26 protein-coding genes, 1 tRNA gene and 2 pseudogenes are annotated in these 25,646 nt (G+C 66.2%); 13 read left to right on the top strand and 16 right to left on the bottom strand.

Going from position 1 to position 25,646, the window contains the following annotated elements:
- Nucleotides 1–139: 139 nt before the first annotated feature.
- The 4 genes from glp to ACV7NQ_RS11980 all read left to right on the top strand — a co-directional run bounded on the left by glp (nt 140) and on the right by ACV7NQ_RS11980 (nt 3,766).
- Entirely contained in the window at nt 140–1,399 is a 1,260-nt protein-coding gene (glp, locus tag ACV7NQ_RS11995; protein WP_463359702.1) for a molybdotransferase-like divisome protein Glp, read from the top strand.
- A 12-nt stretch (nt 1,400–1,411) separates the two neighbouring features.
- Nucleotides 1,412–2,062 carry a GNAT family N-acetyltransferase gene (locus ACV7NQ_RS11990; protein WP_463359701.1) on the top strand — a complete coding sequence of 217 codons (651 nt, stop codon included), beginning with the start codon at nt 1,412–1,414 and terminating at the stop codon, nt 2,060–2,062.
- Between the two features lie 414 nt (nt 2,063–2,476).
- Nucleotides 2,477–3,607: a divisome protein SepX/GlpR gene (gene sepX / locus ACV7NQ_RS11985; RefSeq protein ID WP_463359700.1), complete on the top strand. Its 1,131-nt coding sequence runs from the start codon at nt 2,477–2,479 to the stop codon at nt 3,605–3,607.
- An 86-nt stretch (nt 3,608–3,693) separates the two neighbouring features.
- A tRNA-Ala gene (locus ACV7NQ_RS11980) sits at nt 3,694–3,766 on the top strand.
- Nucleotides 3,767–3,958: 192 nt separating this feature from the next.
- Here the strand turns inward: ACV7NQ_RS11980 and ACV7NQ_RS11975 are convergent.
- The 7 genes from ACV7NQ_RS11975 to ACV7NQ_RS11945 form a co-directional block, all read right to left on the bottom strand.
- Entirely contained in the window at nt 3,959–4,294 is a 336-nt protein-coding gene (locus tag ACV7NQ_RS11975; RefSeq protein WP_463359699.1) for a YnfA family protein, read from the bottom strand.
- Nucleotides 4,295–4,573: 279 nt separating this feature from the next.
- A complete protein-coding gene (locus ACV7NQ_RS11970; protein WP_463359698.1) occupies nt 4,574–5,041 on the bottom strand; it encodes a TetR/AcrR family transcriptional regulator in 468 nt (155 codons plus the stop codon).
- Nucleotides 5,042–5,203: 162 nt separating this feature from the next.
- Nucleotides 5,204–6,151 carry an NADP-dependent oxidoreductase gene (locus ACV7NQ_RS11965; protein WP_463365632.1) on the bottom strand — a complete coding sequence of 316 codons (948 nt, stop codon included), beginning with the start codon at nt 6,149–6,151 and terminating at the stop codon, nt 5,204–5,206.
- Nucleotides 6,152–6,305: 154 nt separating this feature from the next.
- Nucleotides 6,306–6,716 carry a hypothetical protein gene (locus ACV7NQ_RS11960; RefSeq protein ID WP_463359697.1) on the bottom strand — a complete coding sequence of 137 codons (411 nt, stop codon included), beginning with the start codon at nt 6,714–6,716 and terminating at the stop codon, nt 6,306–6,308.
- Between the two features lie 192 nt (nt 6,717–6,908).
- A complete protein-coding gene (locus ACV7NQ_RS11955) occupies nt 6,909–7,328 on the bottom strand; it encodes a hypothetical protein (RefSeq protein ID WP_463359696.1) in 420 nt (139 codons plus the stop codon).
- A 717-nt stretch (nt 7,329–8,045) separates the two neighbouring features.
- Nucleotides 8,046–8,435, bottom strand: coding sequence for a DUF3592 domain-containing protein (locus tag ACV7NQ_RS11950; protein WP_463359695.1), 390 nt, complete (start codon nt 8,433–8,435; stop codon nt 8,046–8,048).
- 115 nt (nt 8,436–8,550) lie between these two features.
- Entirely contained in the window at nt 8,551–9,411 is an 861-nt protein-coding gene (locus ACV7NQ_RS11945) for a DUF2637 domain-containing protein (RefSeq protein WP_463359694.1), read from the bottom strand.
- Between ACV7NQ_RS11945 and ACV7NQ_RS11940 the strand changes: the two genes are divergently transcribed.
- From ACV7NQ_RS11940 to ACV7NQ_RS11930, 3 genes and pseudogenes are all read left to right on the top strand, one after another.
- A complete protein-coding gene (locus ACV7NQ_RS11940) occupies nt 9,410–11,575 on the top strand; it encodes an acyltransferase family protein (RefSeq protein WP_463359693.1) in 2,166 nt (721 codons plus the stop codon). The two genes, ACV7NQ_RS11945 and ACV7NQ_RS11940, sit on opposite strands and share 2 nt — an antisense overlap.
- 71 nt (nt 11,576–11,646) lie before the next feature.
- The gene (locus tag ACV7NQ_RS11935; RefSeq protein WP_463359692.1) at nt 11,647–12,039 is read left to right on the top strand and encodes an alpha/beta-hydrolase N-terminal domain-containing protein; all 393 of its coding nucleotides are present in this window, start codon (nt 11,647–11,649) and stop codon (nt 12,037–12,039) included.
- Between the two features lie 869 nt (nt 12,040–12,908).
- Nucleotides 12,909–13,328 (top strand): annotated as a pseudogene (locus tag ACV7NQ_RS11930) (response regulator); the annotation flags it as partial.
- On the opposite strand, the pseudogene ACV7NQ_RS11925 reads toward ACV7NQ_RS11930, so the two are convergent.
- The 3 genes and pseudogenes from ACV7NQ_RS11925 to ACV7NQ_RS11915 form a co-directional block, all read right to left on the bottom strand.
- Nucleotides 13,315–13,542, bottom strand: a pseudogene (locus ACV7NQ_RS11925) (response regulator transcription factor); the annotation flags it as partial. The pseudogenes ACV7NQ_RS11930 and ACV7NQ_RS11925 overlap by 14 nt on opposite strands.
- A 431-nt stretch (nt 13,543–13,973) precedes the next feature.
- On the bottom strand, nt 13,974–14,282 hold the full coding sequence (locus ACV7NQ_RS11920; RefSeq protein WP_463359691.1) for a DUF3467 domain-containing protein: 309 nt from the start codon (nt 14,280–14,282) through the stop codon (nt 13,974–13,976).
- 99 nt (nt 14,283–14,381) lie between these two features.
- On the bottom strand, nt 14,382–14,891 hold the full coding sequence (locus tag ACV7NQ_RS11915; RefSeq protein ID WP_463358445.1) for a hypothetical protein: 510 nt from the start codon (nt 14,889–14,891) through the stop codon (nt 14,382–14,384).
- Between the two features lie 597 nt (nt 14,892–15,488).
- Here ACV7NQ_RS11915 and ACV7NQ_RS11910 point away from each other — a divergent pair.
- The 3 genes from ACV7NQ_RS11910 to ACV7NQ_RS11900 all read left to right on the top strand — a co-directional run bounded on the left by ACV7NQ_RS11910 (nt 15,489) and on the right by ACV7NQ_RS11900 (nt 17,259).
- Entirely contained in the window at nt 15,489–15,899 is a 411-nt protein-coding gene (locus tag ACV7NQ_RS11910) for a hypothetical protein (RefSeq protein ID WP_463359690.1), read from the top strand.
- 256 nt (nt 15,900–16,155) lie between these two features.
- Entirely contained in the window at nt 16,156–16,326 is a 171-nt protein-coding gene (locus tag ACV7NQ_RS11905) for a hypothetical protein (RefSeq protein WP_463359689.1), read from the top strand.
- Nucleotides 16,327–17,106: 780 nt separating this feature from the next.
- A complete protein-coding gene (locus ACV7NQ_RS11900) occupies nt 17,107–17,259 on the top strand; it encodes a hypothetical protein (RefSeq protein WP_463359688.1) in 153 nt (50 codons plus the stop codon).
- A 69-nt stretch (nt 17,260–17,328) separates the two neighbouring features.
- Here the strand turns inward: ACV7NQ_RS11900 and ACV7NQ_RS11895 are convergent, their stop codons facing one another.
- The gene (locus ACV7NQ_RS11895; protein WP_463359687.1) at nt 17,329–17,814 is read right to left on the bottom strand and encodes a hypothetical protein; all 486 of its coding nucleotides are present in this window, start codon (nt 17,812–17,814) and stop codon (nt 17,329–17,331) included.
- Nucleotides 17,815–18,155: 341 nt separating this feature from the next.
- Between ACV7NQ_RS11895 and ACV7NQ_RS11890 the strand changes: the two genes are divergently transcribed.
- Nucleotides 18,156–18,605, top strand: coding sequence for a hypothetical protein (locus ACV7NQ_RS11890; RefSeq protein WP_463359686.1), 450 nt, complete (start codon nt 18,156–18,158; stop codon nt 18,603–18,605).
- A 322-nt stretch (nt 18,606–18,927) separates the two neighbouring features.
- Here ACV7NQ_RS11890 and ACV7NQ_RS11885 read toward each other — a convergent pair whose 3' ends face one another.
- The 5 genes from ACV7NQ_RS11885 to ACV7NQ_RS11865 all read right to left on the bottom strand — a co-directional run bounded on the left by ACV7NQ_RS11885 (nt 18,928) and on the right by ACV7NQ_RS11865 (nt 22,758).
- Nucleotides 18,928–19,488: a hypothetical protein gene (locus ACV7NQ_RS11885; RefSeq protein WP_463359685.1), complete on the bottom strand. Its 561-nt coding sequence runs from the start codon at nt 19,486–19,488 to the stop codon at nt 18,928–18,930.
- Nucleotides 19,489–19,915: 427 nt separating this feature from the next.
- Nucleotides 19,916–21,142: an IS110 family RNA-guided transposase gene (locus tag ACV7NQ_RS11880; RefSeq protein ID WP_463359367.1), complete on the bottom strand. Its 1,227-nt coding sequence runs from the start codon at nt 21,140–21,142 to the stop codon at nt 19,916–19,918.
- Nucleotides 21,143–21,403: 261 nt separating this feature from the next.
- Nucleotides 21,404–21,748 carry an ester cyclase gene (locus ACV7NQ_RS11875; RefSeq protein WP_463359684.1) on the bottom strand — a complete coding sequence of 115 codons (345 nt, stop codon included), beginning with the start codon at nt 21,746–21,748 and terminating at the stop codon, nt 21,404–21,406.
- Nucleotides 21,745–22,182 carry a MarR family winged helix-turn-helix transcriptional regulator gene (locus tag ACV7NQ_RS11870; RefSeq protein ID WP_463359683.1) on the bottom strand — a complete coding sequence of 146 codons (438 nt, stop codon included), beginning with the start codon at nt 22,180–22,182 and terminating at the stop codon, nt 21,745–21,747. The genes ACV7NQ_RS11875 and ACV7NQ_RS11870 overlap by 4 nt, the downstream gene beginning before the upstream one ends.
- Before the next feature lie 255 nt (nt 22,183–22,437).
- Nucleotides 22,438–22,758, bottom strand: a complete 321-nt coding sequence (locus ACV7NQ_RS11865) for an alpha/beta hydrolase (RefSeq protein ID WP_463359682.1) — start codon at nt 22,756–22,758, stop codon at nt 22,438–22,440.
- Between ACV7NQ_RS11865 and ACV7NQ_RS11860 the strand changes: the two genes are divergently transcribed.
- Complete coding sequence (locus tag ACV7NQ_RS11860; protein WP_463359681.1) at nt 22,749–23,150, top strand: helix-turn-helix domain-containing protein; 402 nt, start codon at nt 22,749–22,751, stop codon at nt 23,148–23,150. The genes ACV7NQ_RS11865 and ACV7NQ_RS11860 overlap by 10 nt on opposite strands.
- 707 nt (nt 23,151–23,857) lie before the next feature.
- Complete coding sequence (locus ACV7NQ_RS11855) at nt 23,858–24,961, top strand: CapA family protein (RefSeq protein WP_463359680.1); 1,104 nt, start codon at nt 23,858–23,860, stop codon at nt 24,959–24,961.
- Nucleotides 24,962–25,646: the final 685 nt, after the last annotated feature.

Here is a 25,646-nt window from a genome sequence, read left to right as displayed (position 1 = left end):
CGGGTTTCGCCGATAGTGGACCGTCGGGTACGAATGATGGTTCACCGGCGTGCGCACCGAACCCGGTTGCGCTGGCTCGCAATCGCGCGGCCGCGGTGGCGGAATCCGGGTTGGGTGCGAAGAGATCAGGAAGGGCTGGATGCGCTCGGTTGAGGATCAGCAGATCAAGGTGACCGCTGCGGCGGTCGCGCCCCGGCCGGTCCGTGTCGCGATCTCCGAAGCCCAGGGCCTGCTGTGTGCCGAGGACGTCGTCACCGAGCGGCCGCTACCCGGCTTCGATCAGGCCGCGATCGACGGCTACGCGGTGCGTAGCGTCGACGTGGCCGCGGCCGGTTCCGATATCCGCAACGAGGACGGCGATCTGGTCGATCTCACGCTGCCGGTGGTCGGCGAGGTGGTCGCCGGTTCGAAGCAACCGAGCAGGCTGCAACCACGCCAGACCGTGCGGGTCGACACCGGCGCGCCGCTGCCGACATTGGCGGATGCAGTGCTGCCGCTGGATTTCACCGACGGCGGCCGGGCCAGGATCAAGGTGTACGAGCCGGTGCGTTCCGGCGACTATGTGCGACGGATCGGTGACGACGTGCAGCCCGGCGATGTCGCGGTGCGCGCGGGCACCATCATCGGTGCGGCGCAGGTCGGGCTGTTGGCGGCCGTCGGCCAGGACAAGGTGCTGGTGCATCCGCGGCCGCGGCTTTCGGTGATCTCGGTCGGCGGCGAGCTTATCGATATCGATCGCACGCCGGGACCCGGCCAGGTCTACGACGTGAACTCCTACGCATTGGCCGCAGCCGCCAGGGACGCGGGCGCCGATGTGAACCGCGTCGGCATCGTGAGCGCGGATCCGCGCCGACTACGCGATGTGGTCGAGGGCCAGCTGGTGCGTGCTGAGGTCGTGGTGGTCGCGGGCGCGGTCGGCGGCTGGGCCTCCGAACAGGTCCGCGAGGCGCTCGAGGGCCTCGGCGAGCTGGAAATCGCGCGGGTGGCAATGCATCCCGGGTCCGTGCAGGGCTTCGGGCGGCTCGGCCGCGACGAAGTGCCGACCTTCCTGCTGCCGTCGAATCCCGTTGGCGCGCTGGTAGTTTTCGAGGTGATGGTGCGACCGCTGATCCGAATCGCCTTGGGGCGCAGGCATCCGATGCGCCGGATCATCCACGCCAGGACCATTACGCCGATCACCTCGATGGCGGGCCGCAAGGGCTACCTGCGCGCGCAACTCATGCGCGACGAGGCCACGGGGGACTACCTGGTGCAGCCGCTGGGCGGCGGCGCGGGCTCCTCCTCGCATCTGCTGGCCACCCTGGCCGAGGCCAACAGCTTGATCGTGATAGATCCGGACGACACCGAGATCCGAACCGGTGACGAGGTCCGTGTCGCTTTCCTCGCACAGCGCGGCTGAGGCGTGGAGACGATGAACGTTTTCCGGGTCACGCAGCATCCGGGATGGCCCGCACACCTGGGACCGGTGCGCGTCGCGGCCGGGCAGGTGACGCTGCGGCCGGTGCGGTTGCGCGACGCCGCGGCTTGGAGCCGGATCCGGCTGCGCGACCAGGCGCACCTGGAGCCGTGGGAGCCGACCGGCCGCGGGGCGTGGGAGGCGCGCAACCACGCGTCCAACTGGCCGTCGCTGTGGTCGAGCCTGAAGGCAGAAGCCAGGCGGGGCGCGATGATTCCGTTGGTGATCGAGGTGGACGGCACCTTCAGCGGACAGCTGACCATCGGCAATATCGTGCGCGGCGCGCTGCGTTCGGCGTGGATCGGTTATTGGGTGGCCAAGGATCTCAGCGGCCAGGGCGTAGCGACGGCCGCGTTGGCGCTCGGGTTGGATCACTGCTTCGGACCCGCCGGACTGCATCGGGTCGAGGCGACGGTGCGTCCGGAAAACCTCGCCAGCCAGGCGGTACTGCGCAATGTCGGTTTCCGTGAAGAGGGTCTGCTGCGGCGTTACCTCGACGTCGATGGCGCGTGGCGCGATCACCTGCTGGTCGGCCTGACCGTCGAGGACGTGCTCGGAACCGTCGTCGACCGCTTGGTCCGCGACGGTCGAGCAACCCTTCCCTGAACGACGATGCGGCCGCAAACTTTTTCCAGTGCACGACGCGACATCTGATTTCTGGGTAACACGGCGGGTACGTCCAGAACTTGCGTCAGCAGGAGGCCCGAAACGATACCCGTGAGGCGCCCGGCGACCGGCAAGAAACGCGGAGCAGTCGGGGAGCCTGTGACAGGTGTGGCAGATGTGCACGGCGCGCCTGATGGATGTCGTCGCGACACGGAATTAACCTACGGACATCGGTGGTGCGCCTTGCGTCATCGGCAGGGAGCCTGCGAGGCGTCCGACGGCAACGCCGACACGCTTGGTGGCGAACGGGACGTCCGTCCGAGTGCGCTTTGCGGCGAGCGAACGCACCGCGATGGGGACGCCGGTCGAAGGCCGAACGGACAACCCAGGCGGGGACGGAGGTGCTGAGGCGAGATGCCGAATTCGATTCTGTGGATCGGCCTGGTCGTGCTATGGGTCTTCGTTCTGTTTCCGATACTCGCCGACCGGCACCCCAGAATTCGACAGACGACCGACGCGGCGCTGGCGACCCGCGTATTGCACCGCGGAGGTTCCAAGCGGCGCACGAAGAGTGGGCCGGCCGCCGGACACGACAGTGACCCGGACTATCGGCCGACCCGCGTGCAGAGAAAGCATCCCCACAGCGATGATGCGGAGGACCGGATGACAACACCGGCCGACGAGCCCGTCACGGAGATCGACGAGACCACGGTGCACACCCCGCCCGAATCCCGGTCCGCGGCATCCGATTCCGAGATCACCGATGTCGAAATCGACGATACCGATAATGAACTCGACCATGCGGATGCCGAAATCGACGATGCGGACACCCAATTCGACGGCGTCGACGCCGAACTCGATACCGAATCGGACAGCATCGACGTCGCTGCACCCGGAACCGCTGCGAAGCTCGACGCGGCGGCCGATGATGGCGTCGTGGTCGAAGAGCGCACCGACCCGGCAGCTGCCCGGATCCCCCCGGCGCGGGCGGCGGAGCCCGCACGCGTCGTCGATACCGATGACGACCCCGAATCCGATTCCACCGACCCGGATTTCGTCCCGACCCGGCGCGGCCGCGGCGGCTACGACCCGGAAGCCGACGCGATCGCCCGCGCGGCCCGCTACACCTTCCGGCAGCGCGCCGTGCTCGGACTCGTCCTCAGTTCCATCTTGTTCGGCGCCCTCGGCGTCGCGGTGTCACCACTGTTCTGGTGGGCCTGCGGCGTCTCCACCGTCGTGCTGGTGACCTACCTGGCGTACCTGCGCAAGCAGGTCCGCATGGAAGAGGAGATCCGCCGTCGCCGGGCCGCCCGGCTCGGCCGCGGCCGCAGCGAGCACGCCGAAGCGGAGGCGCCGCTCACCGAGAAGCAAACCCAGCAGCGCGCCATGGACCGCGACACCGCCCGCGCCCTGCGCCGCCGCTCCGCGCTGCTCGAGGCCGACGACGAAGACCCCATGTTCGAACACCTGGAAACCTTCGACGCGGCCACCGCCCGGGCGGTCCGCAACCGCACCGGCGACATGCGAAGGGCCGCCGGTGAGTAACCACATCCGCCCAGGTCACCCACACGATTCGGAGACTCCGTCCACCGCCTGATACAGTGTCACAGCGCGGTTCCCCGGAGCCGCACGGGGCTATAGCGCAGTTGGTAGCGCGTCTCGTTCGCATCGAGAAGGTCAGGGGTTCGATTCCCCTTAGCTCCACAAATTCACACGGATCGTGCTGTTGATCAGGGATTTTGCTGTCTTTCAGCTATGGGACCAGCTTCGGTCGGGTGTCACATATCTCCTGGTCAGCGCTTATTTTCTTGTTCTAGTTGGCTCCCTAGGGTGTGTTTTCGTTCCGGCTCGGTGTTGATCACGTCGGAAGGCTGGAAGCCTTCTGGCGTCGTCGGGTTATGCGCCGCGCGGTGCGTACATGATGATCGCGACGCCGACGAGGCAGACCAGAGCGCCGGTGATGTCGAAGCGGTCGGGCCGGAATCCGTCCAGGGCCATGCCCCACAGCATCGAACCGGCGACGAACACACCACCGTAGGCGGCGAGGATGCGACCGAATTGCGCATCGGGTTGCAGGGTAGCGACGAACCCGTACAGGCCCAGGGCGACGATCCCGCCACCGATCCAGGCCAGGCCGCGGTGTTCGCGCACGCCTTGCCAGATCAGCCACGCCCCGCCGATCTCGGCGACAGCGGCCACGGCGAACAGCAGGATCGAACGCAGCACGGTCATGGCAGTGACCCTAGAAGATCTTGGTCAGTGTGTGGTGGCGGAGGCACAGCCACACCCCGGCCCGACGGGCAGATAATCCGCATCGCGTCCGTGCCACCGCGGGCTTAGCCTGCCGCGAACATGCCTTGCAGGTGCGCCACTTCGGTCTCGGTCAGTGGGTGTCCGATGGCGTGGCGCCAGACGACAGTCATGTGCAGCGCGGTGACGTCAGGCGACGCAGGAAGGGTCCCGGTTCGCGTGAAGTACAGCCCCGCCGACACGAGTATGTCGGCGAGCAGCTCAAGGTTTGCCGCTCGAGAGACGCGAGCGTCGGGATTCCCCTGGAGGCCTCGGAGTATCGGCTCGACGTAGAGGTGTCGGAGCCTCGACCTGAGTGGCGCCGCATCCTCCTCGAGTGCTCACCTCTTCGAGCAACAGCCACAGGCTGCGCTCGGGTGTGATCAGGGCGAAGAACTCCCGAAGAGTCATCCAGAGCCCTTCGACGCCGGGCGCGGTGCGCCAGATCTCACGAGCATGTTGCCGGCCTTCGTCAGCCATGTCCTCGAGGAGGACAGACACGAGATCTCGCTTGTTCTCGAAGTGGAGATAGAAGGTGCCGTGTGCGCGGTTGGCTCGCTGGGTGATCTGAGCGACCGACGTACGGGCGTAACCCACTTCGCGAAGCAGCGAGCTTCCTGCCTCCAGAAGGGCCTGGCGCGTCTGCTCGTTGCGTTCCTTCTGGGTCCGCCGCACCGTTGTGTCTCCCACGCTCGCGTCTGTTCGTGTGCTGCTCGATGAGTTCTGGACCGGAAGACTGGATCGGGCCACCAGGACGGCAACATCGGTGCGTTCACTATAGAGCTTGGCTGAGCGGTGCGAGGCGGTCAGCGACTGCCGAGGCGTCCGTCGAGCTTGGCCCGGGCTGTTGATTCAGGCCTGGTCCTCCGCCAAGCGGATGATCGCCTTTCCGGTGTTTGTACCGGTCAGCATGCCGGTGAACGCTGTGGGAACTGACTCGATTCCTTGAGTGATCGTCTCTGGGTTCATCAGTCGGCCGCTTTCCAGCCACGCTCCCACCTGAGCATCGAAATCCTTCCGAAGGTCCTCGTGATCGAATGCGATGAACCCCTGCAGACGGAGCCGTTTGGCCACGACCTTGATGGCGTCCACGGGGACCGCGCGATGCTCGACCGCGTTGTAGGTCGAGATGGTTCCACATATCGCCACCCGCCCGAAGTCATTGAGCACGTCGACCGCCGCGGCCAGGTGATCCGACCCCACGTTGTCGAAGTAGACGTCGAGTCCCTCGGGGAACGCGCTCTGCAACTGCTTCAGCACGGGACCAGCCTTGTAGTTGAACGCCGCGTCGTATCCCAGCTGGTCGACGAGGTACTTCACCTTCTCGATGCTCCCTGCACTCCCGACGACTCGCTTGGCGCCGGCCAGCAAGGCGAACTGCCCCACCATGCTGCCGACGGCACCTGCCCCGCCGGAGACGAAGACAGAGTCCCCAGGCCGGAAACCTGCAATGTGGAAGAGTCCGATGAAGGCCGCGAAGCCGGGCCCTCCCAGGACGCCAAGATAATAGGAGCTCGGGTACCGGCCCTTGTCGACGACGCGAGCCGCCTTGGCGTCAACGACTGCATGCTCTCGCCAGCCGGCTTGATGCACGAGCCAGGATCCCAGAGGAACATCATCGCTCCGCGTCTCGATGACCTCGCCGACGGCGCCGCCGGTCAGGGCCTCCCCGAGCTCGAACGGGGGGACGTAGGACGGCACGTCATCCATCCGCGGCCGCATGTAGGGATCGACTGAGAGGACAAGATTCTTCACCAGACACTGACCTGGCTGCAGCGCCGGCAGGTCATGCTCGACCAGCTGTCGGGGACGCGCGAGTCAGCGGAGTCGCTTCAACAAGGCCCTGGCCTGCTGGCAACGCATCACCCGCCAATACCCCAGGCTCTTCGCCCACTGGGCATGGGTCCACACCGCCTGGTGACCAGGATGACAGGAGCCGGGTAACGGGAGACTGTTACGCCCGGATCTGTGGGAGCCCAGGGGTGAGATCCCCCTGGGCCACCCGACCTAAGTGCTGGCCGACTCGGGCGAGTGACCAACCCCGGTTGTAGAAGTGGACGGCTTCGTCGATCTGCTCGGCGGACAACCCCCGGCGGCGCATCGGCACGCTGTGACGGTGCAGGATCTCGCTGACCGTCCGTCGCTCGATACCGAACCGGGTGCCCAGCTGGTACACCGTCTCCCCGCTCTCATATCCGGCGATGAGTTCCCGGACCTGATCGGAACCGAGTTGGCGTGCCCGGCTGGGTTTGGGTCGATCGGCGGGCGGCGGAGCGGGTGTGGTGGGGTCTGGAAGCTTCCGGCGCAGGGTTTCTAAGGCTTCTACCTGGCGCTTTGTGTTGTAGTAAGCTCCCCCAAGGTCCACCAACGCATTTGGACATGCAACGACGAATTGTTCCGGTTTCGTTATGAAGCTCGGCTCGGTGGTGTTCGGCAGGCCGAACAGCGGAAGTCGCGCCGTGTCAACGTCCCGGTCGGACTCCTGATGGCGCTCACTGATTTTGGCTTTGCAAGATGTTGCGGATGTTCGAATCCTTGTTACGTTCCCGGCCGCAATTCATCCCATGCTGTCCAGGGCGCGGGCCATGGCCAGTACGGAGACTATGAGCCCACTGATGAAGGTGACCGTCGACACTGCGAGAGCCGAACCGACCCGGACCCGGCGGCGCAGTACCAGATAGACCGCCGCGGCCATGAAGAAGGCGAAAAATGAGAAGACGAAGCCTAACCACGCACCCACGCCCATCAAGATCACGCACCCCACCGTGGCCAGCGCTGCGCCCCGACCGCCGAAGTCACGGCGAGTAAGCAAATAGGTAACGGTACCGGGCAACGCGGTCATTGCGACGAGCCAAGACAAGGCCTCAAGGATTGGTGGGTGTTGCGGCAGCATCCCAATGACGTCGACTCCGGCAACTCCAATAACTGTGACGCCGAGCGCCAGCGCCAGCGGCATCATCGCTGTCCGATTGATCATGTGGTGATGTCCTGTTTCCAGTGGCGTGAGCCGGCCAGAGGAGGTGAGTCGGTGCCGGACAGTTCGGCCAGCCATCGGGTAGTTGCCGTGATCGACCAGTCCGCACCGATCACCACCACTGGCGGGCCCGTGGTCTGCCGGTGCGGAGGCGACGGCGTGCCATCGACCGACATCGCGTCGTGCGGCAGCGCGAGGGCCCTCGTACACAGCGACAATGAATCTGTACCGCGGTGACAGACGTGCACCAAGTGCCGAGGCAACCGCTGCCGCTCAGTACCGATTTCCACCCGGTCAATGTATCGGTTGGCACGAAATCCGTTGCCGCGACGATGATTTTGTTCAGGAAACCTTCAGCACGCCGACGGGTCGACTACTACTGTGAGTGTCCTGTCATGCCGAGGACCGGATACTGCGGTCTATTCCAGCCTCTGATGCCTGGGCGCTGTCGACTGTCAGGGTTTGGTTGATGTTTCATGTTGTTGAAGCCAGTGCCGGTAGGTCTCGTGCCGAAACTGGTAGACGGTGCCGGTTACGCGCAGCAAACCGGTACGGCGAGCCCAGTCGAGAAATGGTCCAGGCCGAGACGGAAACACCGAAGTGGACCGGAAGACAAGCGTCGCAACGAAGTATCGCGTAGCCGCAAGCCCGCCGACCTACCCAGGACCGTCTGGATCAACCAGCCCTGAAGGAACACAGGATTCGTAGCCTGACCGGGTCTCACTGGGTTTGCCAGAGCATCAGGATCCCGAAGAAGATGGACACGGTGCCGGCTACGGCCGGGAACCACAGGGCGGACAGCAGTTTGGAAGCCAGGTCGAGGCGTCCGCTTTTCGGCACGCCGGGGAGGTAGACCACCGGAGCCCGGCCGCCGACGGGGAGGCCCTTGGTGCCGGAGACCGCTGCCTGGAACTCGTGCACAGTGCCCTGCGCATCGACGAATTGGACCACCGCGTGATAGCCCCCGTCCGTACCCTGTTGCCTGCGGTGGCGGACTACCACTCCTTCGGTACGGACCCCCTCGCGTCGCAGGCGGCGCTGGTGTACCGCCTCGCGGACGGCGTACCCGAACAGCAGGAGCCCTGCGACTATTGCCAACAACGACCCCACTGCGCATCCTCTCCTTTGCATTCCACGGTTTTCGCCGCGCTTTCACCTATATCAGAGGACGTTCGGAGTTGATCGGGTGCCGGGAACGCCCAGCAGCGACAAAAAGTACGGCCATCTACGTGAACAGCAGAATCCGCAACTCCGGCACGCCAAGGTGCACGGAACACGGGTCATTGGATCGTGGCCACCGATCTGCCCGCGTCCCTTCGACTGCTCGGTCGTGTAATACGCCCACATGCGCTGCTCGGGCAGTCGGCTCGGTAGGCGGGCGAGACCAGGCCGGGACCGACGCGAGACGCACCACCGATGCCGTCTCGTCCGTGGTCTCGTTCGTCCCGTCGGTCTCGTTGGCGGTCTCGTCCACAGTCTCGGCACGGTGCCGCTTGAGCGCGCGGTTGAGCAGCTCGACCGCGAGCAGCAGTGCCAGCGGCGGGCACGCTGCCACCGCGACGCTGAACACGCTCAGCTTCGGCGCCGCAGCGATGTTGGCGCACAACGACAGGCAGATCCCGAACACGAACGCCAACCCCGCTGCCCACCGGCCGCCCGCGCGGTGGCCACGGCCGGCCTTCCACAGCTCAACCGTCGCCAGGGTCAGCAGCCCGTCCACGATCAAAGGCCAGATACTGGCCGTCGTGTCATCCTCGCCGTAGCGCAGTGCGAACTCCCGATCCCAAGTCCTCCCAGCAATTTTCGGACCGGACGAATCGCGCCGCCGCCACGCCAGATAGGCCAGATGATCCTCGACATGCTGCGCCGAGTGCCATCGCCAGAGCACGGCGACGCTCCTGCCGCTCCCGGCGCTAGGGTCGTAGCCCGTCAGCTGCTGTGACGGCCAGCTATCGCGCTCAGTAGTGGTGGAGTCGACCGCACCCAGCGTGGCAGTGGCCAGGACGGTGGCTCTTCTAGCCAGGATGCCCGGCAAGCGGCGAGTCGTCGCGACACAGCCGGCGAGACCGATAACAATGCTGCCCATGACGGCCACGGTCGGAAGCGGGTTGGGAAATCGGCGGGCAGGCCGGGTTCACAACGCGTCGCCGCGGCGAGGATTTCGGCCCGACATCGAGGGATTGCGAGCGGTCGCAGTACTGGCGGTCGTGCTTTTCCATGCAGGTGTGCCGGGGATCGAGGGCGGATTCGTCGGTGTGGACGTTTTTTTTGTCATTTCCGGCTTTCTCATCACCGGAATCCTCTGCCGCGAAACGGCGGCCACCGGCACTATCGGGCTGGCCAGGTTCTACGGCGCGCGCGCCCGCCGGCTGCTGCCCGCGGCGGGCATCGTGCTGGTCGCCACCGCGATCGCCGCGGCCGTGGTGCTGCCGCCGCTGCAGGCCCGTCAAGTCCTCGGCGATGGGATTGCCAGCGCACTGTATGCCGGGAACTATCGGCTCGCCCTGCACGGCACCGACTACCTTGCCGGCGACGCGCCTCCGTCGCCGTTTCAGCACTTCTGGTCGCTCGGAGTGGAGGAGCAGTTCTATCTGGTGTGGCCTGCGCTCATCATCGCGACGGCCTGGCTCGTGCGGCGGCGCCGAACCGGTTCGGCGTCACCACTCCCGTACCTGATCGTCCTTGCGGTTGTCGCCGCGCTCTCTTTCGCGATCTCGCTGATCTGGACCGGCACGCTGCCACCGTGGGCGTTCTTCTCGCTGCCCGCACGGGCCTGGGAGCTGGCCGCCGGCGGCATGGTGGCGCTCTCGGCCGTCGTATGGTCCCGGTTGCCGAAATCGGTGGCTGCCGCCGCCGGATGGGTCGGGTTGGTCTTGATCGGCGCGGCCTGCACTCACCTGATCGGGAAGGCACCATATCCCGGCACCGCGGCGCTGGTGCCCGTCCTGGGCGCGGCCCTGGTGGTCGTATCCGGCTGTGCCGAACCACGACTCGGTGTCGGTCGCGTTCTGGCTGTGCCCGAGATGCGGGCGATCGGCAAAGTGTCCTACTCCTGGTATCTATGGCACTGGCCGGTGTTGGTGCTGGCACCGCAGGTGCTCGACCACCCGCTCGGGCTGGTCGGCTCACTGGGCGCGGTCGCCATGGCCAGCGGACTCGCCATGCTCACCCAGTGGTTGGTCGAGAATCCGGTCCGCTTCGCGGCCTCGTTGCGAAGTTCGGCCAGGCTCAGCCTCGCTTGTGGCGGCGCGAGCACCGCAGTCGCCATCTGTGTGGCGCTGGTGCTGCTCATGCTCGTGCCCGCCCCGGTCGGCCATGGCTTGGCGGCACAGGCCCTCACGCTCACAGCACCCGCTTCACCGGCCACTCCCACCCCCAACCCGCGCGACGAGGCGGTCGGGCAGCTGGTGGCACAAACGCAATTCGCGATTGCTGCATCGGCGGAAATCCGTGATGTCCCTTCGAATCTCACCCCTTCACTCGCCAACGCGGCCGGCGACAAGGCAGAGGTGTTCGTCAACGGCTGCGTACGGTCCTGGCGTGATGTGGGCCAGGCCGAGTGCGCCTCCGGCGATACGGACTCGGCCACAACAGTAGCCTTGGTCGGCGATTCACATGCCGCGATGTGGAGTCCGGCGTTCGAGCAGATCGCTGTATCGCGGCACTGGCGGCTGGAAACCATGGCCAAGATCACCTGCCCACTGCTGGACCTGCCCATCATCAGCCCCTATCTGGGCCGGGAGTACACCGAATGCGAGCAATGGCGCGGCCAGGTCCTGGCCCGGCTGCGGGTCGAACGCCCGCGGCTGATCGTGGTGAGCATGTCGCGGCGCTATGGTGGCGACTTCGGCTTCGTCTCCTATGACCGGGCATGGGTCGACGGCCTGAACCGCCTAGTTGCCCAGCTGCGAGCGACCGGCTCCGCCGTCCTCGTTCTCGGGGCGATCCCCGATCCACACGCCATCGTGCCATCGTGCCTGTCCGAGCATATCGACGATGCCTCAGCATGCACCCCCGCGCGGCCGGTCGCGGTGAACGATGCGGGCATCGCGGCCGAGCAGGCGGCGACCACGTCCGGCGGCGGGCAGTACGCCGACCTGACCTCGCTGTTCTGCACCGCCGCCCGCTGCCCCCTGATCGTCGGCAACAACCTGGTGTACCGCGATGACAATCACCTCACAGTCAGCTACGCCCAGACCCTCGGACGGGTCATCGGCGCGCTCGCCGACCGCGCGCTTGCCCATGGCTGAACTCCCCCGGCATGCGTCGCCGCGAGGTTCGCGAAAACGCATTCCGCGCACCCACCAGCGGCGGTTCTGCGGTGTCATATGCCTTGTCGGCGTGGAGCTTTACGGGTTTGCGCCGACGCGGTCCGCGCCGCGACCGCACCGCCGGGACCGCCTTTACCAGTAGCCGCAGCGCCTCGGCGTCGTTGGTGTTGGCCGCCGAAGCATTGACGGGCAACCGAACCGGCCGAACTCGACGGGCCGTTGCCGCTGCGGCCGGTCGGATGGCGCGCCCACGTATCGGCACCACTCCGGGCATCGGGATCGGCGTGCTCGTATCGCTTACGCCGGGCCTGCTGCGTCGCACTCCGGGAGCGCAGGCCATGCTGACCGGGCTGCTGGCCGCGATCGGGCTCGGGACTGCGGGCATTGTTCAGTTCCTGTTGCGCCGCTTCGGTTTCGACGTCCATTGCGCGCTGCTGGGGTAGCGGCAGCCGGTGCTGGCGGTGACCGCGCTGCTCATCGTCGCGACGGCCGTGCATACCGAGCATTGGCAGAACAAGTTGCGGGCGACCATGGGGACTGCCGCCATCGGACCGGACTATTGGCTGCGATGTGATCGTCGGCGTGCTTGCACTGTTCGCGCGTGGGATCGGTTGGGTGCTATGGAAGCTGTCCCCGAATTACTCTGGCGCGCCCCGAACCTCACCGACACCCGCCCGACGCCCTCATCCCCAATGGCTCCCGCTCGGACCGGACAGCGGGAGCCTACCGGGTCTCGGCGCGGCCTGGTGCGCGGTCGTCGACGACCGCGCACCCGTTGCGGTGCAGCATGATTCAGCACCATGGCAGACACCTCGGACGCAGGTTTCGGGTCCGGATATTGCGGTTCAAGCTCTGATACGACAGCCCGGTTTCGGTGGCTTCGGCTTCGGGGGGGCAGGATGTCGGAGAGCAGGTCCCCGGCGTGTCTACTGAGAGCTGTCTTCTGCGACAGTGCCTCGATCAGCGGGGACCTGCGTGGCGTCGCGAAGAAGACTTCGGTTCTCGTTGTGGCACAGAGTGTTCGATGACACGCGAGCTCCATGCCACGGTCTCGGGTCAGCATGCGGCGCCAACGCGCCAGGCATCGACGCCCAGCGATCGAGGAGGGTGACGATCTCGCACGGCGATCGGCCCGACCGTCAGGTAGCGGGACTTGCGGTCGAGTAGCGAGGTCGGGCTCCCGACGACGTCGATCTACCTCGTCATCGGGCAATCCCAGCAAGGAACCCGGGCGTGCTCTCCGGCGCTGTATCTCAGAAACTTTCCAGGTAGCGGGAATGTGCGCAGGGAGCATGCTGAGGACACTGGCGTCATGGCGCGACCGGAAAGGCTGTTGCGATGCTTCATCGTCGATGACAGTCGGCACTTCGTCGACGCAGCCCGGAGCCTGCTCGAGCAACAGGGGGTCCTGGTCGTCGGTGTGGCGTCGACGAGCGCCGAGGCGCTCCGGGGTGTCGAAGAACTGCGACCGGACGTCACGCTGGTCGACGTCGATCTCGGCCAGGAGAACGGCTTCGACCTCACTGAGCGACTCCACCGGGACGGAGCCTCGGCATCGGTGATACTGATCTCGACCAACACCGAGCAGGACTTTGCCGACCTGATCGCGGCGAGCCCGGCGGTGGGTTTCCTGTCCAAATCCGACTTGTCGACCGACGCCATCCGGGACCTGCTCCGCAGTGGGGATGACCGGGATGACAGCGATCCCGCGATTCCGGTCAGCGGGCCTCGAGAAACGCGACTACCGCGAGGACCCGGCGGTGGTCCTCACCGGTCTCCGGGAGATTCAGCTTGGTGAGAATGCTGCGCACATGCTTCTCGACGGTCCCCTCGGTGACCCACAGCCGGTGGGCGATGCCGACGTTGGAACGCCCCTCCGCCATCAAAGCCAATACCTCCTGCTCCCGCGCGCTGAGCGCGGAGAGCGGGTCGTTGCGCCGCGAGCGTGTGAGCAGACTCGCCACACCCTCGCGGAGCAGCACGTCGTCTTCGGCCAGAATCACCCGCAACCGAGTCGGCACCAGGTTCTCACCCTCCATCCGAACAGTGTCGACCTGGTCGTGGACATGATCACCGCCGAGGTGTGCGCGCACCGCCATGTCGTCGACGGTCAGGCCGTGGCGGTGTTGGGCTTGCCTCAACTCGTCCCCGAATGCGGCCGCGCTCGTGGGTCGATCTTGGGGACTGCCTGCCGTCGCATGGTCGCCCTCGTTCCACTGAAGAAGACCACACTCGCGTCGTGCGAAAACGGCGGCTATCCATGCCTAGCGGTTTGGCCGAGCCGCGAACCGGAACAGAGCGAGGGACCTACCTACTTACTTACCTACGCGGTCTTGCCAGGATCGTGATGGGGCTGGATAGGAGCATCTAATCTGGGTTATTCTCCGAGGTGGACGATCGCGCCGAACTGGTGCTCGTAGTTGCTCATGCTGTCGTTCAAGATCTGCATCAGCTGGAAGATCAGCGCCGGCGGGAACTTCACCCGCGACACCACTTGAGCCGGTTGCCGCACTATCGGCCGACCGGCGTCGTCGACACCCGGGTCGGTCGGCAGGTACACGAGGAAGTCCAGAGTGAAGTCGGTCCGGTTGTACCAGCAGGTGAACCCGTTGGCGTAGACGCCGACGCTCAACGCCTCCGGCACGATCACCTCGACATCGGCTTGCGGCCCATGCGGTTCGCTCATCTGCGACGACCTTTCACCGGTCGATGAAAGGGGACACCACCCACATGCGGGCGGTAGCCCCTTTCGTCGATACGTCGTTCAGTGACGGAACATCGGCGGCTAGCGTGACTGCTTCTCGAGTGCCTGCTGGCGAAGCTGATGCAACTGCATTTCCCACTGCCCGGACCGGTCCTGGCTACGGGTGGCCTGATCCTCGGACTGCTGGGCCAGCTGGCTGGCCTGGTCGGCCTGGTCCTGCGCCGATTGAGCCCGTTGGTTGGACTGGTTGGCCTCGCTTTGTGCCTGCTGGGCCTGGTTTTGTGCCCGGTCGGCCTCGCTCTGGGCTTGCTGGGCCTGGTTCTGCGCCTGGATGGCTTGTTGGCGGGCCTGCTGGGCCTGCTGGTTGGCCTGGCTGGCGTCGTTCTGCGCCACCTGCGACTGGTGGTGAACCTGACGCGCCTGCTGTTGCACCTGCCGGGCAAGGTTCTGCGCCTGATGGGCGTACTGACGAGCGCTTTGGGCTTCCTGCCGCGCCTCATCGACACCGAGCCGCAGCGTCTCGATGTCCCGAATGTTCTGGATGTCCTGGGCGTCGCCACGCTTCGCCTCGGCCGTCGTTTCTTGTGCCATGTGAGCTTCCCTCCAAAAGTTGGTTGAGTGGACAGACTCGTTGGACCGGACTCATTCTTACCGGAACAACAGCGGTTGGCAACTATTCCGCAACTATCTAGAAATGACGGCGAGGCACACCGAACCCGGCCCGTTACCCCTGTGCCTCATCGTCGTGTTCCGATCACGTCACCTAGATGGGACAGATATGAGGGGCCCTGTCGGGTCGATACCTGGACCGTCCCCGGTACTCCGGACGACCCGCATCGCCGTTCGGCGTAGACCCGGGCCCGCCCGACTTCACGTTCGCCGGTCCCGGCCGGACGGGCCTTCCCGTGTGCATGCAGCCGCGCCACCCCGCCGTGGCCACCACCCGACACACCACGAAGCTACCGTACGGCTACCGCGTGGTGGGCAGGAACCGCGATAGCGTGCGATGGTCGTGCTGTTCGTTCACCCCCAGACGGCTGCTCAGTGAAGACAAGACCCGCCGGGTGCTCGCAGGCCTCACACCTACCGCCCGCCCGGCGGGTCTTGGCACGTACCGGATGCCGCTCGAGTGGGTGGACACCCTTCACCCGGTGACCGGCGGGCACCACGGAGAGAGGGGGTGGGCGGGTGACGGAGTTCGCGGACCGGGTGAACCGGCTGGTCCGGCGGTGGGAACAGGTTCACCGCACCCGGCTGGGCAACCACGGCCTAGCGGTGCGGCTGGCCGCGGCCGGGTATCCGGTGACGGGACAGTACATTTCGCAGTTGCGTCACGGCCGCCGCGCCCACCCGTCGGTGGCGTTGATCGGCGCGCTGACACGGGTCTTCGATGTCGATCCCGGCTACTTCGACCACGGTGACCCGGGCCCGGTCCCCACGGATGCCGCGGTCGTGGCCGCGCTCGACGATCCGGGGCTGCGGCGGCTGGCGTGCGCCGCGGCTGGACTGCCGCCGCCGGCCCTGCAACTGCTGATCGTCTTCGCCGAGAAGTTCCGTATCGCCGACGGCCTCGGTCCCGGCCCGACCGCCGACCTGTGACCACGCCATCACACGGTTCATCCGTACTCACCCCGCCACGCACAATGGGTCCCTGGGGGCAGAGGTGTCGGATGGGGCCCCAGCGCGGTCGGTTCGACAAGACAAAGTAGTGAGCCCCGGCCTCGGGAAGCCGGGGCCGACTCTACGATGCGGGTCCGGCTATCACGGTCTCGGAGCTATCCCCGCCGGCCGACCAACTCCCACAGCCGCGCGTGTCGCCGCGATCGTGTGTCGCGGCGCGATAGCCTGCTTGTCTATGGTGGCTGTCGGTGATCTGGTCAGGCTGCACGCCGGTGGCCAGTGGGTGTTCCGGGTCATCGAACTCGACGGCGAATACGCGGCGATCTCGGCACTCGACGAGTCCTGGCCCAGCCACCACCCCGTGCGAGTGCCCACACTGAGCCTGGTTCCCGCCGGCGAGCGGTAACTCGCCGAGCCGACACTCTGCAATCGAGGCTGCACGTCCGCGGCGCTGATGTCGGCCCCGGTGACTTCCCGGAGGTGACTGTACTGGGTGGCCCATCGTTCCAGGTAGGGTACGGCGCAGCCGAAAAGCCGGAGGTTGCGCAAAGTTGCCCGAGCGGAAGTTCCCGCCCAGGGCCGACTTCGATGTCGACCCTGCCGACGCCGTTGTCGGGGGCGGGGTGTCCGGGTGACGCCGTCGGCACCCGGACCTTCGTTCCTGCACGACAACTAGCATGGCCGAGTAGGTATAGGCCCCCGCATCGGTATCGAAAGATGATGCATGTGGGCTATACCGATGAATCCTGAATTCGTTTCTCGGTGAACCGGGCACTGCACCACAACACCTTTCGGCGTGTCAGGAGGTCACGCCACCAGTCCGTTGACAACCCAGATTTCGCCACCTATCCCTGGATGGCCTGTGCTCGGCGTGTTCGGACTACCTGGCGAACCGCAGCTCGGCAGCGTGGCGGTTCGTCACGTTCACGCGGAACGGACATAGGTGAGGGCGTGGAAGCGGCGGCAGCGGGAGGGGAAGGAATGGCATACAGGAGGTGTGCCATTGGGTGAGGGGAGTCGGTGGTGTTCGTGGTGCGGCGGGGATAACCCGCCCACCGGCCGACCCGGGAAACCGCGACTTGTCGGTGCCTGGGGTGACCATTCGAGGTATGGCGCCTCGCGCATACGACCAGGGCGGCCCGCTGATCGCGCACCCGGCCACCCTCGACGACGAATGGAACATCGAATGCGGCCACTACCTGAGTCCGCCCGCGGCATCGACCAGCCGTTGGCGACCTTCGCCGCGTCGGGCTTCCACCACGGTCTGGCCGCGGTCGACGACGGGTGCGTGCGGTACTTCGCCGACGCCACCACCCGAATCGAGGCCATCGACCGATGACCAACTTCCGCCGAGAAACTGAACAGCCCCGGGGCTGTTCGGTGTCCCGGCCAGAGTGAATACGTCGTGCTACGTTGAGATCTCGGCCTGCCATGCGGGATGAGTCACGTAGACGCCGAGGATCGATTCAAATGCGGCTTCGTCGGCATCCTCGCTGTCACACGGCGACGGTGTGTAGGGGTTATAGCCGCCCGGCGCCGACCAGACAGGCTCGACCTCGAGCGGTGGCAGACCGAGTTGATGGCGTACCGCGGCGGCGACTGCGTCGGGGGTAGCGACGTTGGGCAGATCGAACAGGGCGCGGTCGGTGGGCTCGGTCTCTGTCGGCGGGCGCGTCGGGTCGAAAGTGGACCAGCTCCATCCCTCGCTCTCGCGCCACCCCACCACGAACTCGTCGCCGCGTGCGGCCTCGCCCAGGGTGAAGCCCATGTCCCGGTCCTCACCCGGGCCATAGTCGTAGTACATGACCGTGAGGCCAGCGCGTTCGAGGGCGTCGATCACCGCGAAACCGTAGGGGCAGTGGGCCTCGCGCGAGGGCAGCAGCTCAGGGGTCATGGGGCCAGTATCGCCCTACTCGCCGACAGATTCGGGCATCGAAACGAGGCAGATTCCGACTGCCGATTCAGCGCGCCGACAGGCCGGCGCGGCGGCGCGAGCCATCCGCTCGGAGTGGATCGCCAAGGCGTGCCGATCCCGGGCTGCTGGCCGAGGCCGCCCGCGCACAGGCCGAATGGGAACGGGCACACCCGGCCGAGGCCACCAAGGAGCGTGCCGCCGAAGCCGCCCGCAACCTCGAAGCCGAAGCCGAGTAGGAAGTCTGGCACCAAGCCGCGGCGGCCGCGCGACGCCGCGGTGGCGACCAGGCCGAGCCGACTGCCGAGGAGCGGGCTTGCATCGTGCCGTTGCTGCGTCCCCTGCTGGCGGGGCAGCAGCCGTATCGCTACATCGATGAAACCGATCTGCGTTGGGCGTTCGGTGAGCGCTGGTACCGGGCTGGATATCTGCTGGGCAGTGAGGTGAATCTGGCGGCGCGCTGCCGAATCGACTTCTTCGCCCATTGGGAGGGCGAGCCATATCGGCTGGGCGTCGAGGTGAAGACCGCTGGCCAGAAATCCGTTGTGCGGCAACAGCTCACCCGATATGCACAATCGGGCGCGTTCGATTCGCTATTGCTGCTCACCACCGACAAGGCGTTGGCCGGCACCTGGTATCCGCAGATGAAGACACCGCTGCTGATTGCGCACCTGTACGCCACCTGGGATCCGACCGTCCCGCGGGTGCGCTTCGCCGCGGGCGGCGGCGGGGCCAGGAGAGGACATCGACTCCCTTCGCCCGATCGGTTCTGACGCCACAAGCCCCGACCCTTGCCGTGGCGTTGGACCGGTCCCACACTCCAGCCCGAAAACCTGTGAGGCAGAAGCCTACTCGGGGGTCGGGACAGTCGCGAGAAAAGTCACGCTAAGGAGGAAGCGCTCCCGCTCGACCCGCCTCAACGCCCCGACCCGGCCGTAGCCGGGCACGCCCTCGTAGTCACGCCGACATGAAATCGCCAGCCACACAACACCGTTCAGAGCGTCCCCTTAGCGTGACGCTTCTCGCGACTGCTCCTCAACCCCCGTTAGCCACATCAGGTGATGGCTGAGACCCACGAGTCCGCGTGCGCCGACGTCAGGCGCTGGGCACGCGTGCGCGGCCGACCGGGAAGGACACCAGAATGGGGTCGCCGGGACGATGCGCCTCGATGACACCGAGTTGAGCCTTGAGCCCGGCTAGACCGGTTAAGCGACATTCCCCAGCAGGGGTGCCGACAAGGAACAGTTCGACCTCGCAGTCCGCGACTGTGTCGGTGGGCATCGAACGGTCGAGGGTGGCCGCGATCGCTGTGATGGGCTCGAGCCCGCGGTCCTGAAACTCGGGCCCAGCGTCGGAGGGCACGTACAGCCAGGTGAGCACATCCGGGCCGGAGCACTCACCTAAGAAGTCCCAATCGCGCGCAGCGAGCATGCCGCCCAGGGCGACGAATGCTCGGAGATCGGGTTCAGGCAGCTCGTAGCCGAGATCGGTGCGTAGAGCTTCCGCAACGGAGAGCGGCGGCCGCTTCTGGTGCCAGATGTTCTTTTGGATCGACGCGATGAGTTCGCGCGCCGTCTCGGGGGTGATCCACTGCATGTCCCGCTCGGATTGGCGAGCCCTACGACGCGCCTTCTTCTTCTCGTTCGCCCACGGCATGAGGAAAACCTATCTGCGGAAGCTACCCCTACCAGGGAAGACACGCCGCACAGCTAGGTTCGCTAGCATCGCTAACTAGCTGACGTGAAGTGACTTACGCGTCATATGAGCAGAACAGCGCCGAGTGAGGTTCTTCCGAACAGTGGACACCGTGAGGACGGCGGCCGGATCGCTCTCGGATTCCCAACCCTGGACACCGTCAATTAAGGCTCGACAGACGAGAAACGGCGCGGAGGCTGCCTTTCTTCCGTTGCTGACACGGCGTGGTGACCGGCAGGTCTCGAAACCAAGGTCTCGCGACACCGCCGATCCGGTTGTGGCCGTTGAAAAGAACCGAGGGTAGGTCCCTGGCCCGAGCCGCAAAGTAGATCCGGCCGGGTGCGCTTCCTCGTGTCAGACATCCCAGGAGCTTGGGTGTCAAGGAAATTCAAGCTGCGAGGTGCTGGTGGCGGTGTGACCAGGCCGCTTGCTGGCTGTAGGGAGTCTTGGTTTTCAGGCAGCCGTGCAGGATGCCGACGAGCCGGTTGCCGAGCTGGCGGAGAGCGGCGTTGTAGTTCATGTCGCGGGCTCGTAGCTCGTCGTAGTAGGCGCGCGCTCCGGGGTCGTGCAGGATCGCCGCACCGGCCTGCATGTGCAGGGCGTCGACGAGCCGATCGTTGTGGACGAACCGGGCGTGGACGGTTTTGGTCTTGCCGGACTGGCGGGTGATCGGGGCGGTGCCGGCGTAGTTCTTGCGGGATTTGGCGTCGGCGTAACGGCCATCGGCGTCGCCGAACTCGGCAAGCACCCGGGCGCCGGTGATCACGCCCATGCCGGGTTGGCTGAGGTAGACCTCAGCGTCCGGGTGCCGGCCAAAACACGACCCCACCTCGCCCTCGAGGATCTTGACCTGCTCGTTGAGGGTGCGCAGGACCGCGACCGTCGCGCGGACCGATGCCGCGTAGGCGCCGGCCACGATCTCGGCCTGGCCCAGGTGCTCACCGCGCAGCGCCGCCTGGATCGCGGCGGCCTTGGCGGGGATATCGCGGCGTCGTGCCCGCTTGAGCGCGGTAGTGATCTGGCCGATCGTCAACCGTGCCGCAGTGGCGGGATCGGCGGCCTTGCCCAGCAGTTCGAGGGTGTCGGCACCGGCGAGCCCGAGCGGCTTGTAGGCCTCGAGTGCCGCCGGGAAGTACTCGCGCAGCGCCGTGCGCAGCCGCAGCATGTGCCGGGTGCGTTCCCAGATCAACGTCTGATGCGCGCGGGCGGCGACCTTGACCGCCGCGGCCTCGTCGGAATCGGCGGCGACCTGACGCAGCTGGTGGCGGCGGGTGCGCAGCATGTCGGCCAGGGTCTTCGCGTCGGCCTTGTCGTCCTTGGCGCCCGACAGCGACAGCAGTTCCCGATGACGGGCAGCGGTTTTCGGGTTGACCCCGTACACCTGGTAGCCGGCCGCGACCAGCGCCCGCACCCACGTGCCGCGGTCGGTCTCGATGCACACCAGCACCTGCCCGGGATCGGAATCCTGTGGCAGGAACCGGGCGATCAGCTCATGCAGCCGGGTCATGCCCTCGACGCCCTCGGGTAGCCTGGCTGCCTTCAGGGTCTTGCCTTGTTCGTCCTGCACCTCCACGTCATGGTGATCTTCGGCCCAGTCGTCTCCGACGAACAGCATCGTGTGCTCCTGAATCTGCCGGTTCGGTCATCAGCAGCCGACGGGAGACCCAGCGCCCTAATGGACCAGTGCTCACACCAAAGGTGTTGGTGGGCACGACATCCCATAAGTTGTTTCGCTCCCGGCCACCGGCAAGGGCACGGTCTGACACAAGAACTCGAAGCTCAGGGTGCGTAAGTGCTCACCTGCCGGGGCTACCGGCACCGAGTCTGCCCTACCGACCGACCCGGTAGCTCCCATTAGGATGCAGGCGTTCTCGAATCAGCTGTCGCGGCGCAGGGACGACAGACCCCAGAGTTCGGCGATGCGACCATCGCGGATTGTGAACATCTCCAGCATGGTCGGTGGGTGCTGGCCTGGGATGCCGTGCACGCTGGTGCGTACGGCAACGCGATTGCCTTCGACGATCATGTTCTCGACGACGACGCGGGCGTCGGGGAAGGTTTGGTGGAATCGTTTCCATGACCGGGTGACGCTGCTCGGCCCGGTGGCATCGAGCGGGTGGCTGTAGAAGTCCTGGGTGAAGATTTCCTGGGTCGCGGTGTAGTTGCGGGCGTTGAATGCCTCGTACATGCGTTGGGCGGTGGCCCGCGGGTCGACTGTCATGGCTGTTCCTTCGCGGTGGTGACGTTCGTGCGGACACGCTGTAGCAGGTCCATGACGGTCTGCTGGTGCTCGGCGCTGATGCCGTCTAGCAATCGGTGCTGGTAGGCCCGGTGGGCGCGCTCCAGCTCGCCGGCGAGCCGTTCGCCGGTCGGGGTCAGCGCCACCAGGGTGTACCGGTTGTTGTCGGGATCAACGCGCCGGGCGACGAGTCCGTCGGCCTCGAATTCCTTGACCAGTCGGGTGATGCTCGCGGCATCGATTCCCAACGCCTGCCGCAGGTCGCTGTGGTTTGTCTCGCCTTGCCACCGAAGCCGCATCAGAAGTTGTAGCCGCTGCGCATTGATCCCGACCTGGCTCGCGAAGGCCTGACGTAACTCCGTTGAGGTCGTGCCGAGTTCATGGAAGAACTTGTCCTCGTGCGTAGAATCGTCCACCTTACGATTGATACCATCAACTCTTGATTTCATCAAGAATTGATGCTGTCGGGCCGCCCCCGGCGTGGCCGGTACCGCGCATAGTTTCCAGAGTCGACCAGTCCTGGCCAGGCCAAAGTGCCGGGTCGACCATTCGAGTTACCGCGCATAGTGCGCTGCTATGTGCGGTAACTCCTAAGCGCTACTTTCGGTGCCGATTTTCCTGCTCTGCCGTTACGCCGCCGTCCCATCGACATCCGTTCGCGGTTGCAGATCTCATGGCGCCGATTTCCGTCGCCATGGGGGACGAACACCCGGGGGTGGAACGTCCTGTGTGGCTTCGGGGGTCTGGCTCAGAGCCATGGCGCTGGGGGCGTCCGGGGTGGAGGGGCAGAACGCGGAGAGGTAGACGATGCGGTGGATGGCCTCGGGTATGGCGTTGCCGACCAGGCCGATCGTGATGCCACCGAGGCTGTGGCCGACCAGGACGACCGGGCCGTGCCGGCGCACACTCTGCACCACGTCGATGACATGGGCAACGTTGTCCTCCACCGTGATCTCGGCCAGTGGCGACGGGCCGGCGGTGAATGCGGCCATGTCCTGAGGCGCCTGGTAGGACAGAGGTAACGAGGCGTCGAGAGTGCCTCAACGTCGTGCACGAGTTGCGGGAGCAAGGCATCGGGATCAAGACGTTGCGTGATCCGATCCCGATCGACACCGCCGACGACTCACCCATGGCCGAAATCGCCGTCGCGCTGCTGGCGCTATTCGCGCACATGGAGCGGGTGTTCTTGCGCGAACGAGCCGCCCACGCCCGCGAAGTCGCCGCCGCGAAAGGCAAACAACCCGACCGACCGCGCAAGCTCACCGACGGCCAACTCGCCGCCGCACGCGCCGCCCTCGCCGCCGACCAGCCCATCGAGCAGGTCGCCGCCGCATTCGGCGTTTCCCAGTCCACGCTCTACCGCTACCTTGCCACCGAAGGATAGGTGCGCGGGTCGTCGTCCTCGGCGCGAGGCTCATGCCACCGCAGGCCTGGCCCCTTCACAGAGACCAAGCCTGCGGTGTTTCGACCAGTGTCGGCTCGTGACTCAGGCCCCGGCCTAAACGAACAGACTGCCACTCGGCTCCGTCGCCTCTGACCCCGACACCCGGGGCCGGGGTGCCCGTCGACCCAGGTGAGCAGGGGTAACCTCGGCGATGCCTCGATCTCCCGTCGAGGCATCGGCCCCACAGCCACTTCGGTCCCCGGCCCTGCACCGGGGCCGAAGTGCTGCGGTCAGGCTGCGGATGCCAGGCGTTCGATGTCCATGGTGGTCACGAGTTTGGTGCGGCCGCTGCTGCCGTGGCCGGGGTCGTCCGGACCGCGACGTCGGTCGCGCCGAGATGTGCGGCCGCGGCATCGAAGCGTCCACGAACCGGCTCTGCTCGATGTCACGCTGGCGGCGGTAGGCGATCACCAGCGCAACGACACCGCCTACCCGGCGACGATGGTCAACGAGACACGGGTGATATCGATCGGCGCCGCCTTCGCTTCGCTGGCGGGCATGCCAGAACCAGCCACCTACGGCGACGTCGCCGGTCTCATCGCACGAACCGCCGCTGTGCTGAGCGATCTCGGCGTGCGCCGCGGCGACCGGGGACAAAGTGCATTTCCACAGGTGAACTCTCTGTCCAGCGGATCGACAATGGTGGTATGGCGACGGTCCTGCTGGGCGGTGACGTCATGCTGGGCCGCGGTGTGGATCAGATCCTGCCGCATCCCGGCGATCCGACGCTGCGCGAACGGTATGTCGACGATGCGCGGACGTATGTGGAGTTGGCCGAACGCGTGCACGGCGCATTTGCCCGTCCCGTGGATTTCCGACGGCCGTGGGGTGATGTCCTGCCGATCCTCGCGCAGGTCGACCCCGAGGTGCGGATGATCAACCTGGAAACCGCGATCACCGCCGACGGTGTGTTCGCCCCCGCCAAGGGCATCCACTACCGGATGAACCCGGACAACCTGCCGGTGTTGACCGTGATCGCACCCGTCGTCTGCGCGCTGGCCAACAATCACATTCTCGATTTCGGTCTCGACGGGTTGGCGGACACCCGCAAAGCGCTCGATACCGCGGGCATCCATCGCGCCGGAGCGGGCGCGGATCTCGACGACGCCCAGGCTCCGGCGATATCGGATCTCGAGGACGGACGCCGGGTGGTGATCGTCTCGGTCGCCGCCGGATCGAGTGGCGTTCCGGAATATTGGGCGGCGCGTCGCGATCGGCCGGGGCTGTGGCGGGTCGGCGATTCGCCGAGCGTTCGGGCCGCCGACGAAGTGGCGGCAGAAGTGTTGGCGCACAAGCGCGATCGCGATATCGCGATCGTCTCCGTACATTGGGGACCCAACTGGGGCTACGGGGTGGCACTGAGCGAAAAGCAGTTCGCGCATCGGTTGATCGATGCCGGAGTCGACCTGGTGCATGGGCATTCCGCGCATCATCCGCGGCCGATCGAGATCTACCGGGGCAAACCGATTCTGTACGGGTGCGGCGACGTCATCGACGACTACGAGGGCATCCACGGTTATGAGCGGTACCGCACCGATCTTCGTCTGCTGTATCTGGTGTCCATCGATCCCGGTGCGGTGGAGGTGCGAATGATTCCGCTGCGGGTACGGCGTATGCGCCTCGAGTCGGCAGCGCGTAGCGAATCCCGATGGCTGTGCGAGACGATCGAGCACATCAGCCGCGGCTTCGGCACCCGCGTCGCACCGCGGCCCGACGACCTACCCGTGGTGTTCAACGCCGCACAACGCTGAGATGGCGGCGGAACCAGTCGCGGGCCGGATCCGCCACCTGCTCGAGTGTGCCGGGCTCCTCGAACAGATTGCCGTGAGCGTTTGCGTTGCGGATTGGGTGGACTTCGGCCCGCCAAGCGAGCACGTCGACCTCCGAGCCGGTGGCGATCCCGGTCGACGCTCAACGTCTACAAGATTCTGAACCACCGCAAGAGGTTCGTCCCCGCCGCAAGGGGAATCTTCGCGGGAATTTCTCGGCCAAGGGCTTCCCGCGCCACCGTAGCCGCCATGGATGCCGTGCTGGGAGCAACCCGAGCCGGCGTGTTCAACCACGTCACCGGCACCGTTGAGAAACTGCTCGGCCGTGCGCCGCGCAGCTTCGCCGAGTTCGCCACCGAATTGGGCTGATACGTTCCCGGCCGGTGGTTCCGAGGCAAGAGCCTCGAGCCTCGAGCCACGAACGCCGGAGTCGACGAGTTCTTCACCGTTCGGGCAACAGCCGATGATCTCCCAGCTATAGATGCCGCTGGGGTCCGATGCCGATGCCGGACTCCACAGTGGTCATCGTGTCCTTTGTCGTTGTCAGCGATCACGGTGTTCCGCGGATTGCTGGGCGATGTGGCGACGAGCGACCACGCTTTGGTCCGTGGCGTCGGACAGTGCCCGGCGCGACCCCGGCCAACACCCACTTTCGACGTCACCGACC

This window comes from Nocardia sp. Tas62D01 (genome assembly GCF_055232035.1).
The sequence above is the reverse complement of the archived record's forward strand: the minus strand, read 5'-3'. Positions and strand labels throughout refer to the sequence as shown.